Annotated in this window: 16 protein-coding genes and 1 riboswitch; of the genes, 8 read left to right on the top strand and 8 right to left on the bottom strand. The window is 44.4% G+C overall.

The window, feature by feature from the left end:
* Positions 1-71: 71 nt before the first annotated feature.
* Positions 72-704: a LysE family translocator gene (locus ACXHJ2_RS16935; RefSeq protein ID WP_165080538.1), complete on the bottom strand. Its 633-nt coding sequence runs from the start codon at positions 702-704 to the stop codon at positions 72-74.
* Between the two features lie 234 nt (positions 705-938).
* On the opposite strand from ACXHJ2_RS16935, the gene ACXHJ2_RS16940 reads away from it, so the two are divergent.
* Entirely contained in the window at positions 939-1934 is a 996-nt protein-coding gene (locus ACXHJ2_RS16940) for an ABC transporter substrate-binding protein (RefSeq protein ID WP_165080536.1), read from the top strand.
* Positions 1935-2043: 109 nt separating this feature from the next.
* Positions 2044-3765, top strand: coding sequence for a helix-turn-helix domain-containing protein (locus ACXHJ2_RS16945; RefSeq protein ID WP_165080534.1), 1722 nt, complete (start codon positions 2044-2046; stop codon positions 3763-3765).
* A gap of 31 nt (positions 3766-3796) precedes the next feature.
* On the opposite strand, the gene ACXHJ2_RS16950 is transcribed toward ACXHJ2_RS16945, so the two are convergent.
* The 5 genes from ACXHJ2_RS16950 to ACXHJ2_RS16970 all read right to left on the bottom strand — a co-directional run bounded on the left by ACXHJ2_RS16950 (position 3797) and on the right by ACXHJ2_RS16970 (position 7714).
* Positions 3797-5428 carry a formate--tetrahydrofolate ligase gene (locus ACXHJ2_RS16950; protein ID WP_165080532.1) on the bottom strand — a complete coding sequence of 544 codons (1632 nt, stop codon included), beginning with the start codon at positions 5426-5428 and terminating at the stop codon, positions 3797-3799.
* Between the two features lie 253 nt (positions 5429-5681).
* Complete coding sequence (locus ACXHJ2_RS16955; protein WP_013369916.1) at positions 5682-6185, bottom strand: DUF6933 domain-containing protein; 504 nt, start codon at positions 6183-6185, stop codon at positions 5682-5684.
* 477 nt (positions 6186-6662) lie between these two features.
* The gene (locus tag ACXHJ2_RS16960) at positions 6663-6887 is read right to left on the bottom strand and encodes a hypothetical protein (RefSeq protein ID WP_013369915.1); all 225 of its coding nucleotides are present in this window, start codon (positions 6885-6887) and stop codon (positions 6663-6665) included.
* A gap of 117 nt (positions 6888-7004) precedes the next feature.
* Complete coding sequence (locus tag ACXHJ2_RS16965; RefSeq protein WP_165080530.1) at positions 7005-7262, bottom strand: matrixin family metalloprotease; 258 nt, start codon at positions 7260-7262, stop codon at positions 7005-7007.
* A 146-nt stretch (positions 7263-7408) separates the two neighbouring features.
* Positions 7409-7714: a hypothetical protein gene (locus ACXHJ2_RS16970; protein WP_013369914.1), complete on the bottom strand. Its 306-nt coding sequence runs from the start codon at positions 7712-7714 to the stop codon at positions 7409-7411.
* Between the two features lie 1042 nt (positions 7715-8756).
* On the opposite strand from ACXHJ2_RS16970, the gene ACXHJ2_RS16975 reads away from it, so the two are divergent.
* The 6 genes from ACXHJ2_RS16975 (at position 8757) to ACXHJ2_RS17000 (ending at position 15783) form a co-directional block, all read left to right on the top strand.
* The gene (locus tag ACXHJ2_RS16975) at positions 8757-9464 is read left to right on the top strand and encodes a response regulator transcription factor (protein WP_165080528.1); all 708 of its coding nucleotides are present in this window, start codon (positions 8757-8759) and stop codon (positions 9462-9464) included.
* Between the two features lies 1 nt (position 9465).
* Positions 9466-10410, top strand: a complete 945-nt coding sequence (locus ACXHJ2_RS16980; RefSeq protein WP_165080527.1) for a sensor histidine kinase — start codon at positions 9466-9468, stop codon at positions 10408-10410.
* A gap of 102 nt (positions 10411-10512) precedes the next feature.
* The gene (locus ACXHJ2_RS16985) at positions 10513-11436 is read left to right on the top strand and encodes an ABC transporter ATP-binding protein (RefSeq protein WP_165080525.1); all 924 of its coding nucleotides are present in this window, start codon (positions 10513-10515) and stop codon (positions 11434-11436) included.
* The gene (locus tag ACXHJ2_RS16990; protein WP_165080523.1) at positions 11429-12121 is read left to right on the top strand and encodes an ABC transporter permease; all 693 of its coding nucleotides are present in this window, start codon (positions 11429-11431) and stop codon (positions 12119-12121) included. The genes ACXHJ2_RS16985 and ACXHJ2_RS16990 overlap by 8 nt, the downstream gene beginning before the upstream one ends.
* A 125-nt stretch (positions 12122-12246) precedes the next feature.
* Positions 12247-12391: riboswitch (FMN riboswitch) on the top strand.
* A gap of 170 nt (positions 12392-12561) precedes the next feature.
* Positions 12562-13509, top strand: a complete 948-nt coding sequence (locus ACXHJ2_RS16995; protein ID WP_013369909.1) for a DMT family transporter — start codon at positions 12562-12564, stop codon at positions 13507-13509.
* 243 nt (positions 13510-13752) lie between these two features.
* Positions 13753-15783 (top strand): methyl-accepting chemotaxis protein, encoded by a 2031-nt coding sequence (locus ACXHJ2_RS17000; RefSeq protein WP_165080521.1) that lies wholly within the window; start codon positions 13753-13755, stop codon positions 15781-15783.
* A 262-nt stretch (positions 15784-16045) separates the two neighbouring features.
* On the opposite strand, the gene ACXHJ2_RS17005 is transcribed toward ACXHJ2_RS17000, so the two are convergent.
* Complete coding sequence (locus ACXHJ2_RS17005) at positions 16046-17527, bottom strand: carboxylesterase/lipase family protein (RefSeq protein WP_165080519.1); 1482 nt, start codon at positions 17525-17527, stop codon at positions 16046-16048.
* 151 nt (positions 17528-17678) lie between these two features.
* Positions 17679-18242 carry a GbsR/MarR family transcriptional regulator gene (locus tag ACXHJ2_RS17010; protein ID WP_013369906.1) on the bottom strand — a complete coding sequence of 188 codons (564 nt, stop codon included), beginning with the start codon at positions 18240-18242 and terminating at the stop codon, positions 17679-17681.
* Between the last annotated feature and the right edge of the window lie 374 nt (positions 18243-18616).

The following is an 18616-nucleotide window of genomic DNA, read 5'->3' on the forward strand; positions in this document are numbered from 1 at the left end:
ACATGTCTATGAAGGACTTGTTCGATTTATGCAGACTGGCATGACAAGCTTGAGCGTATCCTTGTGTAATGCTACAAAATCTTTTGGAGACTAACCATAAATTCATATAGGAAATAAACCGAAAAACCAATCAAAACTACGCCGGCACAGATCGTAACCCACTTGATGGCAGTTCGGTTCATGGCTTTTCGTGTTGTTGCTACGAGGGTCATTAAGCCTAAATCATGGACAAGAATACCAAACAAAATACCTAAGCCAACAATCAAAAATTGACTTGTATTAGAACGATCAAACGAACTTGCCAGCACAGTCCCAAAAACACTTACCCAGAACACTAAATTCCCTGGTGAAACAGCTACAAGCAGCCCATTTTTATAGGAAGAAAATAATGACTTTGTCTTTTTCTCTCCTTCTAGCGTAATATCATGATCCGCATTTTTAATGCTGTCGTACCCTACGTAGCACAAAAATATGGCTCCAACCAGCCACATGATCACCTGTACAACAGGTAAGGACAGAACAGAGGCCAGACCAAAATATAAACCAATGATTAATAACAAATCAATGGTCATTCCCCCAAGCCCAACAATCCATCCATGCATGAATCCATTCTTTAGCCCTTGCTTCGTCATTTCAACCGTGATGGTACCTACAGGTAGTGCTATTGAGAAACCTAGTAAAACATATGTAATAAACAATGCCATTTCAAAACCCCTTTCAAATGTATAAAAATGATATTCTATACCCTAAAAAATGACAAATAAATAAAATTTGAAGAATAAAATGAGCTAGTAACACATGAGACTTATTTTGTACAAAATCGGATGCATGGACCAAGTTTGTCCATTGAGTATTGAGGGTTCAGCGCTTATCATTGCTTTTGTGATAATAATTCTCATTTGCAATATTATGAATCATTCTATTATACGGAGGTTGCTATGATCAACAAGAATTCTACGATTAACAAAGAACCTACTCGACAATACACTTCTCTGATCTGTCTATTCTCTCTTATGGGGGCATTGCTGCTGGGGTGCGGCGCATCAGACAACAATCAGACTGCAAACAGCAACACAGCAGCATCAACAAAAACATCGGAAGCAGCCACAACTCGTGCCTACACAGACTATAAGGGACATACAGTAGACATGCCCACGACTCCTGGGCGCATTGCTTACTTCGGAGAAAACTATGGGGATCTATTGGTTTTAGGCGTACAGGCTGTTGGTACATCGACTTCTATGATCGAGGGAAAGATATATGAAAAAAAAGTTCAGAATGTATCGGACCTAGGATTTCCCATTGATTTAGAAAAAACATTGGCTCTACAACCAGACCTAATCATCACCGCCGATACGGACGAAAAACAATACGCAGCGTTATCAAAAATTGCACCTACAATTATGTTCGATACCTTTGCTCCGCTGAACGAGCGTTTGGTACATCTCGGAGACATTGTGAACAAGAAAAAGACTGCTGAAGACTGGCTTGCCCAATATAAAATCAAGGAAGCAGAGATGTGGAGCAAACTTCAGGCGAAAGGTGTAAAACCGGGTGAAACAGCTTCGGTCTTTACCTACTATCCCGGTGACCGTTTGTTCGTCATGGCACGGACAGGCTTGTCGCAAATACTGTATGAAAAAAATGGTCTCAAGCCTACTCCTCTTATTCAGAAAGCACTGGATGAGGACAAAGGATTCGTGCAATTATCACAGGAAGTAATCGGACAATACGCTGGAGATCGGATTTTCATACTAAGCACTCCAAGTTCAGAAGCCCAGCAATCGACCGAACAATTAATGAAAAGCAAGCTGTGGCTTCAGCTCCCTGCTGTCAAGCAGGGACATGTGTACATGCAGGACATTGGCAAAACCGAAAGTGATGCTTCTACTCGAGAATGGCTGCTGGAGGAATTGCCCAAGCTCATAAAATAAGATTGGAGAAGCCTATCGCCCTTGTTGATAGGCTTCTTTTTTGTTGAACCTAAAGGAGGTATACTTATGCATATATGATAACCATTCTCAATAAAAGGAGTATTATACCGTGAATCAGCCTTCTTCGTCTGTAAATTCACCCCCTCCCAACTCACTGCTTTTTCATTTTAAGGAAATTGTGTTGGCTAGTGAGTCTAGTGATGGACTAACATCTTGTCCAAGTTCAGATCACTGTCTGCTTATGTTTATCGGCGGGGCTGGAAGGGTGGATATTGGTCAAGAACAATATGTATTCCATTCAGGTCATGGGTATTGGTTAACTCCTGGGGAATCCTATCGAATCGCTCCCTTGGAGGGAAGTGTTTCTGAATACTACAAAATCACGTTCAAGGTCATTGCTATGTCGTTGGAGACACAATCAGACATGACCTTGGCTGAAAACGCAACGGGCATGCCATCCATATATCTTGGCTCCGTCCTGCCAGAACCGCGTGAATACGTCGTTTCCTCTTCCTCCAAGCCTATTCAGTTGGCTGAAGAGTTATTTTATAGCACCCAACAAACAATACAGCCGCATAGCCAAACCTCTGCATTGCGTCAGCAAATCATGTTTCAAGAGCTGCTCTTGCTGTGGCAGGAAGCCCACGTCCCTATTAAGCATAGCGATGACTTTAATCTGACATTGCCCGCATCGGTGGAAAGTACCCTTGCATATATGGAAAAACACTACGAAAAGCCCATTACCGTCAAGCAGCTTGCCGAACAGGCGAACGTTTCCATATGGCAATACTCCCAGTTGTTTCGCAAAATAACGGGCAAAAAGCCGCTGCATTACCTCACTGAGCTGCGCCTGACTCATGCCAAGCGGCTGCTGCTGGAATGCAAACGGCCTTTACGTGAAATTGCCCGTCAGGTGGGTTTCTCTGACGAATATTATTTTAATCGGCGTTTTAGACAAATGACCGGGGTTCCCCCTGGCCAATATGCGCTATCCGCTCCCGGTTCTGTGTGCGTTAAGGATTGGACAGGCCACCAAATTCATATCCCGCGCCAAGCGAGCCGTATCATCTATCATGGAGAAACGATGGGCGATCTGCTCGCGTTAGGAGCCAAAGCCATCGGCGGAAGTCTGCGGCTTAGTGAATACAGCGTCTATAAACATCGTCTTGGGAACGTGACTGATGTAGGACTTCCGCTAGATACCCACTTGACCAGCGCTCTTGATCCTGATCTGATTATCATCGCCAACTCGGATGAACAGGAATATGAGCGCGTTGCAAGCATCGCGCCCACCGTCACCTTTAACTCCTTTGCCGCCCTGGAGGAACGGCTGCGTACACTTGGCGCCTGGCTCGGTAAGGAACGAGAGGCCGAACGCTGGTTAGCTACCTTTGCCGCTCGTAATCTGGCAATGTGGAACCAACTCAGTGCGCATATCACAGCCGGAGAAACCGCCTCTGTCTTTATTTTCGATCATGGCGATCGGCTCTTTGTCATGGGCATGTCCGGATTCTCATCGGCCCTTTACCACCCGCATGGCTTCCAACCCGCAGAGCCAATCCGTAAGGTGCTCGACGAGGGACTAGGCTTCGCAGAAATTGATCCGAACGAATTGCCTGATTACGCTGGCGACCGCATTTTTATGCTCGTCCCTACGGCACCAGACTCCAAGCATACGCTGGAATGCATGCTCAACAGCCCTCTCTGGCACAGCCTCCCTGCTGTGCGTCAAGGCCGGGTATATTTCGTAGAAGCAGACCGCTGGAACTGGAGCGATGCCATGACTCGGCAAAAGCTGCTCACTGCACTACCCAAACTGCTCGTTCATTGATACTGAAATGCTGCTATTTTTTCTAAAAATGCTACATGAGTCCTTGAATAGTCCCATCTGCCTCCAGCGACATATGCTCAGCTGCTGGAGATTTGGGCAGTCCTGGCATCGTCATGGTATTACCTGTTTCCACGACTACAAAACCTGCGCCTGCAGACAATGATACGCTGGACACGTGAATGGTGAACCCCTCCGGCGCACCTAGCAAGGAAGGTTGATCTGAGAAAGAATACGGCGTTTTGGCCATGCATACAGGCAGTTGTCCAAAACCAAGCTGCTCCATACCAGCCAACGCCCGTTTGGCGACAGGCGTGTAAGCCACCTCTGCCGCACCGTAAAGCTCCTTGGCAATGACACTAATTTTCGCTTGTAAATCAAGCGTATGATCATATAGCGGTGCAAAATGGGCTTTGTCCTTCTGAAGTAAGTTCAGCAGGCTTTGGGCCAATTTTTCTCCCCCTTGGCTTCCCTGCGCCCATACTTGTGAAAGCTCTGCGGGTACACCCAGCTTGCGGCATTCCGAGAAAATCAAATCCAACTCGGCTTCGCTGTCTGTTACAAAATGGTTAATCGCCACCAGTACAGGCACACCAAACTTTTGCAAATTCCGTACATGTCGGCTCATATTGGCTAATCCGAGTTGCAATTGCTCCAAATTTTCCGCATCCAGCTCATGTTTAGCTACACCGCCGTTATATTTCAGCGCTTTGGCGGTTACAACCAGCACAGCCGCATCCGGCTGCAAGCCGGACTGGCGGCACTTGATGTCAAAGAACTTTTCCGCTCCCAGCTCAGCCCCAAATCCCGCCTCTGTGACGACGACCTCTCCCAGCTTCAACGCCAGCTTTGTCCCCATCAGACTGCTACATCCATGGGCAATATTAGCAAAAGGTCCACCATGCACAATAACCGGAGTGCCCTCCAACGTCTGCACCAGATTAGGCTTTAATGCTTCCCGAAGCAGCACAGCCATAGCTTCCACCGCGTGCAGCTCCTCTGCTGTTACCGCCTCACCGGCTTCGTTATAGCCAATTACCATCCGACCCAACCGTACTTTAAGATCGTCCATATTTTCACTTAAGCATAGTACCGCCATGACTTCGGAGGCCGAGGTGATCAGAAAGCCGCTTTCTCTTACCGCTCCATTCCTCGTTCCCAATCCAGTTACAATACTTCGCAAGCTCCGGTCATTCATATCGACAGCCCGTTTCCACACAATTCGGTCTGGCTTCAGCCGCAAAGCATTTCCATGGAACAAATGGTTATCAATCATCGCTGCCAGCAAATTATGCGCAGCTGAAATGGCATGGATATCCCCTGTAAAATGCAGATTAATATCTTCCGCCGGAACAATCTGGGCCTGTCCTCCCCCGGTTGCTCCCCCTTTCATCCCAAAGCAAGGCCCAAGGGACGGCTCACGCAGTGCAGCAACGGTTTTATGCCCCATCGTATTTAGTGCCTGTGCCAGTCCGATGGTTGTCAGTGTTTTTCCTTCTCCAGCCGGGGTGGGATTCATCGCCGTAACCAGCACCAGCTTTCCATTCGGGCGATCCTTTAATTGCTCCCATAGAGTTGGATTCAGCTTCGCTTTATATTTGCCATACGTCTCCAGATGCTCTTCTTCAATTCCTGCTTCTTTGGCAACATCAATAATCCTCTTCATCCTTCGTTATGTACCCCCCGTTTTATAAGTCTGAACAATGGTGTCAAACCCTTTATCATTTCATTCTACCAAAGTGTACCGTTTATTGCGCTATGATTCATTTCATCGCAAGCGTTGCTATCCTGTGAGTTATAAAAAAAGGCATCCCCTGCCCGCATGAACTTTGAGGATACTCTTTTGGCATGTCCTAATCAGCATAAATCCTCTAAAAGTCAGGACAGCTTGGGACTACAAACCATCCATATGTAAACGCTCAACTACTCTCTACTTTATAATGCTTTTCTAGCAGTTCCTTAAAAACATCAATCGGGTACTTGTATTGATCCGTTTTGAACACAATTCGGTTATTCCATTGATTCTTTTCCAGCTCGCATCCATGCTCCATATCCAGTTCCTTCATAATAAATATAATCTCATCTAAGGTTACCATCACACTATGTCTGTTCGTCGTAGTCGCCAGCATCTGCTCGCCTTCCTGTATGTATGCCTTAACGATCTGTTCATCAAACCCTTCGCTGATCATTAATTCCTTCAAGGTTTGTACAAAAAGAGCTGGCAGATTTTTGTACTGCGATTTTTTAATTCCAAACAGCGTGACGCTTAAGCGGGAAATATCATGCATAAACACAATATTTTTTCTGCGATTTAGTAAGAACAATCTGGCATGCCAACTATTCAAAGGCGGATAAATATCAACTTGAAGTGGTTCAGTCTCCCATTCCTTCAGCAGTTTTTCTGTTCCCCGTATAACAAACATCATTGCTCTCCTTTATTGACGGTCCTGTACCGTAGCTCATGATCTGGCATACCTAGTCTCTCACATTAGGCATACCCCGGATATTATAACTCCGTATTCCAAACATCGGATTATAGACTATTTCAGTATGATATAGGAAGGCGGTGAATTTCCAGTAGCTTAATTGCATCTTACGCTGGGGATGGAGAAAAAAATCTACTTGAGTGCCTTCAGGTTGAGAATATTAATAGTAATTTTGGAGAAAGGCTTGCTTCTACAAGGTTTCCACTTTTATCTAAAAAAGAATAGTTAATTCTAACTGAGAAAAGAATGTAGTAGAGTTAGGTCACATGTCAGCAGATTAACTGCTCAAGCCAAAATCATAAGAAAATCTGTATTAAAAAGCTGACTTCACGGGATAAGAAGTCAGCTTTTTACAATTTAGGCCAAAGCCTTTTCTAATTATTCACAAATGTATTGCGGTTTAAATAGAGTTTTTTATTCTTGTCTACTAACTATACTTTTAATATTTTCTTTAAATGTACTTAGTTTTTGCCCATCAATATATGGATTGTTTTCTGCGTCAATACTATTAAGACTAGCTTGTTCTTTTAACGCCTGATTGACCGCATAAACGTTTCCGTTTTTAATGTCAAATTTACCTTGATATTCACCAGCCACAAAGTAAATTGGATTAATTTTAGGATCTTGTCCCTTTTTCAAAAATAAAACGAGTTCATCGCCTTGCTTAAGGTAGGGATTGTCTGTTTTTTCAACAATATTGTCTGTTTTTATTCCTAATTGGGTAATAACAATATTTTTTTCTGATTCTGTTCCTTATTAATAAAGATCATTAATACCAAACACATCTTCGCTAGGCTGTGGAGTGTAAATTCCCCAATTATCATAGCATTGTGGTGTAGTTAGATACATCAAGCATTTACTAAAGTCTTCATCTAGTCCTAAGACATGTCCTAGCTCATGAGCAGCTACTGATTGTGCCTTCTGAGAAGAATAACAACTAACATTATTGGACTGAGCAGAAAGATTCTGAAAACAAGAACTTGATTGAATTGGGCTGCGAGTTAGCAGAATCATAGGACCATGCAAAAAACCGAAAGACCTTCCTACATAGGAAGGTCTTCATAGGCCCTCTCGTACCCTGCCGGATCGGCAGAATGTATAAAAGGGGGCGGTGGATACGATTTTAACCTAACGTTTTTTCTCCTTACAAAAACAGCATTTTATTTACTGATTTTCTCTATCACTTCAAGTTCTTGCGTGGAATAATATTTCTTATCATATTCTGTTAAGTAAAATGCTTTTGGTTCCTCTGAAACTCTTAACACAATAGATTGAAAATCATGCTCGTGAAATTGAGTATAATTTTTATTATAAAAATAATCACTCTGTCTTAAATCGTGATTGATATGATATGGGTATAATCCGTGTTCCTTAGAAGCAAACCAAACGTTTTCCAACGTCATGCCCTTTTTTGTAGCTTGTCCATTTTGTTCTTTTTCCGTTTTCATTTGATCCTTCATATCCATTCCTAACACTCTCCTATTCTAAGCTATCGTCTATTCCTTTGGACTATTTCCCGAGCTTGGTCAATCGTGTAACCCTTACGAATATAATAATTCTCTTCCACATACTCCATGTGTCGATCAACCTTTTCTGGCATTGTTTCAGGACTCCAACCTTCTTGGATAGCTCTTCGAAGAAAATTTAACGGTGACTTAACTGGACGTGGTGACTGTCTCATAATAAGTAATAATTCCAATACTCGTTCAAAAGGTAACGGTCTTAGTCGTCCGTCCATTTGCTTGCTTAAAAGTTACATTTACGTATACGTAAATGTAATCGTATATGTATACGTAAATGTTTATAATTTGAGAAACAGACCGCCCCAGGTCAAAGGATGCGGTCTGCCCCATAAAGCCCACCTTGTAAGCCGCCGCCTTTATTTAAAGCGACTGCCCGAGAGCCGTGTTACCAGCACGGTTCTCCTGAAACAAGTATAACACCTCGCTCAAATGGAATAAATGCCTTTTGTGGGCGTTCATTTCAAATAAGGATTTGGATGAAATAGGTTTTGCATACACGCCCTAATAAAAGAGGCTATCTGCGATCCACGCAGATTGTGTTACGAACCCTATCCCAAGTATCAGGAAGAAACTGTTTACATATAATTGACTTAGCTAAAATACCATCAATTAAGCATTGGTTTGATCCAATGTTTCAATAGAAGTAAAGCTATTCAGAATCTCTTTAGCTATCAGCAATCCAAAGCAGAAAACAATCTCTTATAAAATTGTTACAAAAGTAGGACGCTTACCATGGTACAGCTGATTTTTCAAGAAATATAGCTAGCCTCCAAACAAGATGATGGACACAGGATAACTATTTTAGGTTTTTCAACTTTTCATCATGTTGGAGAGCTTGGAAACAAACAGCCTTTAACGCTCCTCCAAAAATTCCCCTATTCAAATTCGTTGGATATTTTTTATGGAAATCCCCTCCACCACTCTATATAATTCAGATACAGTTCGCCACACGAGCTAATCTAAAAATTAGGGGTGTTCCACACCTATGCCACAGCATATTTTACTTATTGAAGACGATCTATCTATTGCTGAAATGCTGCTTAAAGCACTCACCAAGGAGGGCTACAATTTAACCACCGCCTCTGACGGGGAAGAAGGGCTTATTGCCTTTGAAAGTCATACTTACGATCTGATCCTCGTGGATTTGATGATGCCGAAGGTTGACGGTATGGAGGTAATCCGGCAAATTCGTACCCGCAGCGCCGTGCCGATTTTGATTATGTCGGCTAAGGACAGCGATGTGGATAAAGCGCTTGGACTGGGCTTCGGGGCAGACGATTATGTTGCCAAACCTTTTTCAATGCTTGAGATGACAGCTCGTATTCAGTCCGCGATCCGCAGATCGACTACCTATGCCCGTCTGCAACAGCAGGAGGAACAGCCGCAAGCACAAGTTTTGACCTATGGAAATCTACGCATTGATTTTGATCATTTTACAGTCATTCGCGATGGAAATGAAATTCAGCTAACAGCCAAAGAATCCGATATTCTGAAGCTGTTTGCATCCAATCCGAACCGGGTATTTACGAAAGCTCAATTATACGGGTTTATTTGGAAAGACGATTATATGGGTGATGAGAATGTGATTAACGTCCATATTCGTCGCCTGCGTGAGAAAATTGAAGAAGATCCCTCCCACCCTGTGCACATTAAGACGCTGTGGGGCATCGGCTACAAATGGGAGAATGGTTGATATGAACATCGAAATCATTTCCGAATGGATTGTCGTCCTCATAATGTCAGTCGTTATCATATGGCTTTGGCGGGAACGTGTAGCCTATAAGCGCAAAATAAAGGATATCCGAATCGCCCTAGAGCGGATCGTGACCGTGAATCATGCGGAAAAACTGCTATATGTCACAGGTGACGTGGAACTGCAGCGACTCATGACGGAAATCAACCGACTACTAGACTTAAATCTGAGGGTATCAGCCGATTACAACCGGGGCCAAATCGCTATGCGCAAAATGATTTCGAATATTTCACACGATCTCAAGACCCCGCTTACCGTTGTGCTTGGATATGCCGAGATGCTGGATGGCGATCCGGATATTTTGCCGGAAGAACGTATAAAGCTGTTATCCAGAATTCATCAAAAGACAAGCGAAGCGATTGAGTTGATCGGAAGTTTTTTTAGTTTGGCGAAGCTGGAAGCCAACGATACGGACATTCCACTGACCCGACTGGAGATAGGAGAACTGTGCAGACGCAGCATTTTGGAGTTTTATGATCTGCTGACGGCTCAGGGTTTTACGGTACATATTGACATCCCGGAGCATCCCATCCATGCCTTGGGGAACGAAGGAGCCATTGGGCGGGTGCTGAGCAATCTGATTTCAAATGCCATTCGCTACGGGGCAGAGGGTCGAACGCTAGGCCTGACGCTGTCAGAACAGCAGGATACGGTGCGTATAGAGGTGTGGGATCGTGGAAAAGGCATACAGGAGCCGGAGCAGGATAAGGTTTTTGAACGCATGTACACACTTGAGGATTCGCGTAATAAAGCGGTACAGGGCAGTGGACTGGGTCTTACGATTGCCAAGCGCCTGGTTGAATGCATGAATGGAGAGATGCAATTGACCAGCAAGCCTTATGAGCAGACCGTCTTCTCTTTTACCTTGAAGAAGATCAACTATTAAGCGAACTGCTCAACTTAATAAATTTGTAAGGATTACGAAAGAAAAATGAACATTTCGCCCTTTATTCTTGAATTATCAATAGCACACGAAGGGAGAACACCCATGACTTACATATTACGTACACATCAGCTGACCAAAGCCATGAAGGGCAATGAAATTGTAGCAGGGGTCAGTATGAATGTGCGCAAGGGGGAAACCTATGGCTTTCTCGGTCCCAATGGAGCGGGCAAGACGACGGTGATGAAAATGATTACCAACCTGCTCAAGCCGACCTTGGGCGAGATTGAATTGTTCGGTGAAAAGCTAACGCCACAGTCTTATCATCTGCTCGGACGGATGGGTTCGATTATTGAATATCCGATTTTTTATGAAAGGCTGACAGCTCAGCAAAATCTCGAACTTCATTGTGAATACATGGGCTATTATAATAAGCAGGCTGTCCGGGATGCACTGGAATTAGTGAATTTGCGGAATGCAGATGACAAGCCGGTAAAAGACTTTTCACTCGGAATGAAGCAGCGTCTCGGGATTGCCCGAGCCATTGCGACCAAGCCTGAGTTACTCATTTTAGATGAACCGATTAACGGTCTGGACCCGGTGGGAATCAAGGAAATTCGGCAGTTATTCCATATGCTATGCAAGGAATATGGGATGACGCTGCTCGTGTCCAGTCATATATTAGCGGAAATTGAGCAGATTGCGGATACAATAGGCGTGATTAATCACGGACGGCTGATTGAGGAAGTTTCGATGGAACAGGTACGGGATACCAATACGGAATATATCGAATTTACGACCAATGATTGTAAAAAAGCAGCCTACATCCTCTCCCACCATCTGAGTCTAAATAATATAAAGGTGCTTAATGAACAGAGTATACGTATTTACGATACTAGTGTACCGCAGAAGCAAATTACGAAAACGCTCATTTTAAATGATGTAGAGGTCGATTCCATTCATCAGAAGAGCAGTACGCTGGAAGACTACTTTTTACGTCTGTTACATGGAGGGGATCACCATGCTTAAATTGATACAGTTGGAGATGAAAAAGCTTCATCTGGCGGGTTATATCCGTTCAGCGCTGATCGCCAACGCTTGCATTCTAGGGTTGCTCAGTACTATTGCACTGGACAGCCAAAATGAAGGAGTACCCGAATTTACACAGTACGCTCAGCTTCTCGATCTTATGGACAATATGGTGAGGGCAACGTTTATTGTATTTGCCTCCGTTCTACTGTGCCGTTTTATCGTAGGAGAATTTAAATCCAAATCGATTACAATCTTGTTCATGTATCCGATTCATCGTCAAAAGCTAATGATCGCCAAGCTCTTGATTGTGCTGCTGTTTACATTCTTGTCTATTGTAATCTCGGAAATCATCATTACGGCTGCGATCCATTTGCTCAACCAGTTTGTCATAATTGTTCCGGATAAGCTCACTCTTTCCATACTAGCCGAGCAATCAGCGCGCACGCTAATCAATGCCGTTGCCGCCAGTTTTATGGGATTGGTTCCGCTGTATATGGGAATGCGAAGATACTCTGTACCCACGACCATTGTGACCTCGATTCTGATTGTAGCACTGCTTTTCTCCAATAATAACGGTGCTACCCTTAGCTCCATTGCCCCCGTGCAAATCAGCTTCTCTGTGCTGGGAATACTTGTGGCTTATGCGGCAATTCGGCGCATTGAGTATAAGGATATTGCCTAGTAATCAGGATTAAACATAGAACGCTTTCATAAAAAGATGAAAATCCTTGCTTGATATACACACATTTTTCACTGGACTTCATTCCAAAACAGGTATATCCTATAGGAGAAATTAAAAAACGGAATAAGGATCTTCGGGGTAGGGTGAGATTCCCAACCGGCGGTATGGCTCATGGAGCTAAGCCCGCGACTCTGTATCTGGCAACAAGATACGGACTGATTTGGTGAGATGCCAAAGCCGACGGTAAAGTCCGGATGGAAGAAGATCGAAATATGAACATGCCGCAAAGTCGATGAATACTGCATTATGGTTGTGCAGTGACTTCATTTAACTTGCATCAAACGGCAAGTTTATTTGATCAACCCCCGTCTTGCATGGCCTTCGCCATGGACGGGGGTTTTTGTGCCACCGGTCCTGTATTCGCAAGGAGCTAAATAAGTATGAGTCAATCATCAACTGTACTAACATCCAAGGATTTTGATCGTAGCTCCCACATGAAAAGCGGTTTTTGGCTAGTCGCGATTGGAGCGGCCTTGTGGGGCGCAGACCCGCTGTTTCGTATTATTTTGTTAAAATCATTTACCTCAGCACAAATCGTACTGATGGAGCATGCGCTACTCTTTATCGCTCTGACGCCGATGCTGTGGAAGCATCGCGAGGAGCTTAAAACGATACGATTTCGTCAGGTTTTCGCTATTTTGTTTGTCTCATGGGGTGGCTCGGCACTGGCCAGTGTGATTTTCACCATGGCACTCAGCAACGGTGATCTGAATGCCGTACTTTTACTTCAGAAGCTTCAACCTTTGGTTGCTATTATTCTGGCCCGCGTGATATTGAAAGAAATGTTACCGCGTCATTTTGGAATATTAATTGTCATCGCTCTGTTCGGGACGTATCTTCTGACCTTCGGTTGGTCGCTTCCCTTTGGACATGTTCATGATTTTGTTCAAGTTGGTAGTCTGCTTGCACTGGGTGCAGCGATTCTGTGGGGCGGTTCGACCGTTATGGGCAGCTACTTGCTCCGTTCGATGAAATATGAAACGGTAACCTCCCTTCGCTTCATGGTGGCGCTCCCTCTGCTCATTGTTCTCACCTCTGTGGAGCATGCTCCGTGGAATATGCCTACAGGTACATGGGCGGGCGCAGCTGTAATTATCAACTTGCTGCTGCAGGCATTGCTTCCGGGTCTTCTCAGCTTATTACTGTATTACAAAGGCTTAAGTACAACCAAAGCTTCTTATGCTACGATGGCAGAATTGAGCTTTCCTATGGTAGGTGTTGTGATTAACTGGATCGCTTTCCAACAAATCGTTACCGTAGCGCAATTAACTGGTTTTATGCTTATCTGGGTTACACTCTTTATGATTTCTCGTCAGCAAAAAAATTAACAGATCCATTTGCTTTATACTCACCTCAAGCCTCAAGCCAAATCATGAAGGTGCTTTTGCATCTCTGATTTGGCTTTTTATGTATGCATATTCATACCGTGATTAGCCCTTAAGAACTATTTTTTAAAAAATGTACCTAAAACATGCCTTGATTCATCATTTTTTAAGATTACATCTATAAAATTAGTCGATTTTTGTCGAATAAAACAATGTAGTGACCATCAGACACAGAGGAGAAAAAACATGACTAAAGAAAAACAAACAGTTCCGTGGTGGAACAGGTTTCTCAAGCAGTTTTATTTAATGAGGACAAAATTAATCATTTCTTTTTTGGCTGTGTTATTGATTCCGAGCTTACTTATTGGATACTTTTCTTATCAGGGGGCTACGACACAGCTCAGTCAGCAAATGGCTAATTCCGTATACACGAATCTGTATCTGATCCAAAGCAATGTCAATCAGTATGTATCCCCGATCATGAAGGACGTGGACGTCCTTACCAGTGAAATCCAAGCTGATTCCATTGGTTCCGATCAAGAAGCCCTTCAGAAAAAATTGGATGACATCGTCAAAGCTCATCCTGAGTTAGATGCCGCGCTCCTTGGCAATGCGAAAGGAGAATATATCCGTTCTCCGCTAAAAAAGGAGGCTGATTATGATCCTAGGGAGAGAAAATGGTACAGAAATGCGATGCTACATAAGGGCAACATATTTGTCGGTGTTCCAGTTGCCAGCGTTACGACAGGGAACCTAGTAGTTAATGTATCGGCAACGCTGAAGAACGGTGAAGGGGCTGTTGCATTGGCTTTGAATCTGGACAAGATGGGGGACAGTCTGCAGTCTGTTAAGATAGGCGAACGCGGAGGACTCATCATTGTTGATTCTGATCATAAGGTTGTATCTGGAGCTGGAACAGCCTTTGACAAGACTGGCAAAAAACCGGCTGACACTATGGAGGGACTTCCCAAAGTGGCGGCAACCGGAGAAAATGATACTCCTTCCGTGTCGCAAATTAAATTTATGAATCGGGATGTGCTGGCCTTTACACTTAAGGACCCTCTCACTGGATGGAATATTGTTGCATTATCGGATCTGGAGGATTACAGTGATGCAGCCCAACCGATTCTGAGGCAAAGCCTGATTGTAATTGTTATTTCCATACTGGCCGCTGCGATCATCATAGTGCTGATGATCCGCTCATTCCTGATCCCTCTCAAGAAGCTGCAAGCAGGAACACGGATCGTCCGTGATGGAAATCTGACCGAACGTGTAAATCTGTCTAGGAAGGACGAGTTCGGCGAGCTGGCACAGAATTTTGACCAGATGACACATTCCTTGCATTCGATGGTCTCCGAGGTCAACCAAACGTCCTCCCGACTTGCATCCTCTTCCCTGATAATCAAGGAGAGCACAGAGCAAACGACGGAGTCCGTACAACATGTAGCGGAAACGGTTATGGAATCCGCGGAAAATGCAGCGACCAGCGCCGAAGCATCCGAGCAAACCGCCAATGCTGTTGAAGAAATGGCGAAGGGTGTCAGCACGATTGCCGAATCGGCAAGCTCCATCGTGGATTCAGCAGGACAAACCGAGCAGGACGTAGCTCAAGGCAGTCAAATGATTAGCCATGTACGGACACAAATGGACCGCATTCTGGAAGCTGTAAGCCAAACGGCTAGCCTGATGGATGAGCTATCCCAGCTCTCAGACGATGCGAAGCAAATGAATGCAGCTATAGCTGCCATTGCCAAGCAAACTAATTTGTTGTCCCTGAACGCATCTATTGAAGCCTCCAGAGCAGGCGAAGCTGGGCGTGGATTTGCCGTAGTCGCTATAGAGGTACGCAAACTGTCGGAACAGTCCAAGGAAAGCGCTGATTCCATCAGTCAGATCATTACGCAGATGCTCGATTTGATTCAACGCTCTACCGCCACGATGAATGGCAATGTTCGTAATCAGGTGGATGAAGGATTACGAATTAGCCAAGATGCAGAAGGTGCATTTACAAATATTGAACGCTCTACTTCTCATATCGTGGAACAAATTCAAAGTGTGTCCGCTGCTGCTGAACAAATCTCAGCCAGTACAGAGGAGGTTTCCGCCACTGTTACCCATTTGGCAAGCCTATCCCGCAATTCGGCGGACAGTTCGCAGACAACCTCCGCTGCCGCTCAAGAGCAGATGGCAGCCATGGAGGAAATCGCATCTTCCTCACAAGAGTTATCCAACATGGCACAGGATCTGCAAGAGCTGGTTAAGCGATTTAAGATTTAGCCTACACATTGCATCGTTGCAGTTTCATGCTAGTAAGATGGGCAGCAGTACATCTAATTACTAGAGGATTTTTCAAAAATCCAATAAGCGACTACCAATGAACAAGGTATAGATTGAAATGGTATAGTTCGTCAATATCTTTGCACTTTGGAGCGACTGGAATCGAATTTTCCAAAATCCTGACTAACAAAGCCTTCGTCCGCATACAAAATACGGGCGAAGGCTTTTTCGTTGGTTCCTTTAGACAATGTCTCGTATTTACCTATATGCTCATCTGCCCCGTTAGTTGGCGGCGTCTATCCCCTTCTGGATCATGTTCCACCATAATATTCTGATGAAAAATGGCTGTAGCTCGCTGTTGCCTGTCGTACATCGGCCATGCTCTCTCAGGTAGCATAGGCTCCCCATCACGTGCAAAAGCAACCCATGCCTGCTGCATATCATAAGCAAGCTTCTCCATGGAAGGTTGAATCTCTAAACCCAGCTTACCCAGCAGCTTCAGGTTATCGAAAACAAAAGCAATTTCTGCACCGTGAACCGCTTGTCCAAAGGTAGGATGGCCCGGCAGTGTCCAATCAAAACGATACATCCATACAGATGCATACACCGACTGTGCAGCGGCAAGAGCCAACGCCGGACGCCAAAAAATGAGATCGGTCAACATTTGTGCCTGTCCCTCAATGGTAACTGGAAAAGGTTCAATCAGGTCGCCAATGTCGGACATACCTGTCATCATTTCCAATGCCTGACGTGCTGTTAGCTTGTTCATCAGATGGGATTCTTTGCGGATAAAATAGTTCCCTTCATGCAAGTTCGTTCCAATCATAACAGATACCTGTTTTGCTGAACCTTGGGCGATTGCCGACAGAGGTACATCCGGCAAGGTCACCCCGTCTACAACGGGTTGATAAATCATCGCCATTCCTGGCCCGATGACTTCATGTGTTTTGGCCATAGCGAGCATCAGCGCTTCTGTCGGCAGCGTAAACAATCGCTCAGGATGCTGAGTGTCCACACCCAGTTGCTGCAAATACACAGCCGCCACTTGCTCGGCCTGTGCAGTTGGCAACACCTGCGCTGCCCCGCTCTGCAAAATTGCACGCTGGAACAATCCATCAGCAGCTGGCATCGCCAATAAAGCGGCAATACTCATCGCGCCTGCCGATTCACCGAACACCGTTACTTCATCCGGGTTGCCGCCAAAGGCAGAAATATGATCCCTAACCCATTTCAGCGCAGCGATTTGATCCAACAGTCCGGCATTTGAGGTCAGCCCATTTCCCTTTGGAGTCAAATGCAAAAATCCTAACGGCCCTAACCGATAATTGACCGTAACTACAACCACATCGCCGTTCTTCGCCATGCGTTCCCCGTCATATAAAGGGATAATCCCAGACCCAGTGACAAAGGCACCGCCATGAATCCACACCATCACCGGGCGTCCCTTCTCAGGAGCCTTCGAAGCTGGTGTCCAAATGTTCAGGTACAAGCAATCCTCGGACTGCTCCGGCGGTTCCACCAGATTTCCAGTCATACTTTCAGCGGAGGGCATGGGTTGCGGACAGATGGGGCCGAAACTCGTCGCAGTTCGTACACCCTCCCAAGGCTCCAAAGGCTGTGGCCCATGAAAACGTAGTTTTCCAACAGGAGGCTGTGCATATGGAACACCTTTCCACACATGATATCCATTCTCTGTTTCTCCACGTAATTGACCTAGACGAGTATGTACTGTATTACTTTCCATAATGAAACCTCCTTTATCTCGTATGTTCAACATAACGGTATAATATCAATCTTTACATATCTCTATTATACCCTTTGTGCAGGACCAAACCAAAAAATACCGGAAGCGCTTTTGCGCTCCGGCATTTTGTAAACAGGATGGGCGATCGTGATTAGTCCCGAACCTCTTCTTTTGGAATCAGCTTGTAAATTTCTTCGCTTTCCATTGAATCAATCAATCGGTCTAGCCACTTGTAATAAGCCACAGCCTGCTTCATTTTCATACGGTCTTGCTGTAGAATCGCCTTAAATTCCTCGTATTCTTCACCCTGCGCCATCAATTTGTCCAGTTCATCAATGGCTTTGCGCAGGACGAGTAAATTTGTTTCTACTGCTTTTCTCCATTTAATAGCGAAGAAGTCAGTAAATGTTTGATACCAATCATACTCGACTTCATACAAGTCCTTGCGTGAGCCCTTGCTCCATACCTTGTTCACCATTTTCAGATCCAACAACGTTCGAACTCCTGTACTCATGCTCGTTTTGCTCATTTCCATTTCACGGCCCATCTCGTCCAGCGTCATCGGTTTATCCGCAAAAAAAAGCAAACCGTACAAATGCCCCGCAGACAGAGTAATCCCATATAGGTCCATGTTTTTACCTATAGCTTCTATGACACGTTTGCGAATTTTTTGCAGCGAAGCCTGCTGCTCATCACCTAACTGGTACAAGCTCATGCTTGCAACCTCCTAATTTTAGAGCATTTTGCACAACCTAGTATGAACGACTTACCCGTAAAGGATTAGCTTTGACGCAATATATGAAATCTTTCAATACGCAATGAAATGTTTCAAAAGCAAAGCTTCTGTCTATATTACAACAGCATGATCGTTCAAAATCATAATTCGCAAAATTGCTAATGATAGTAAACTTTTAAAATTATGGATATACATAAATCTTTTTGTTATGGTCATATTTCATTGTCTATTTTAAAAAAAGCACTATCAGTTGTAAAGTTCCGAATGATTGAGCATTCTAAAGAACGAAGGAGCATATCGAAGAAAAGTTTGTACAGTTTTTTCTGTACGTACTTTACGAACAGTTTTTTTGT

This window comes from Paenibacillus sp. ALE3, from assembly GCF_054113405.1.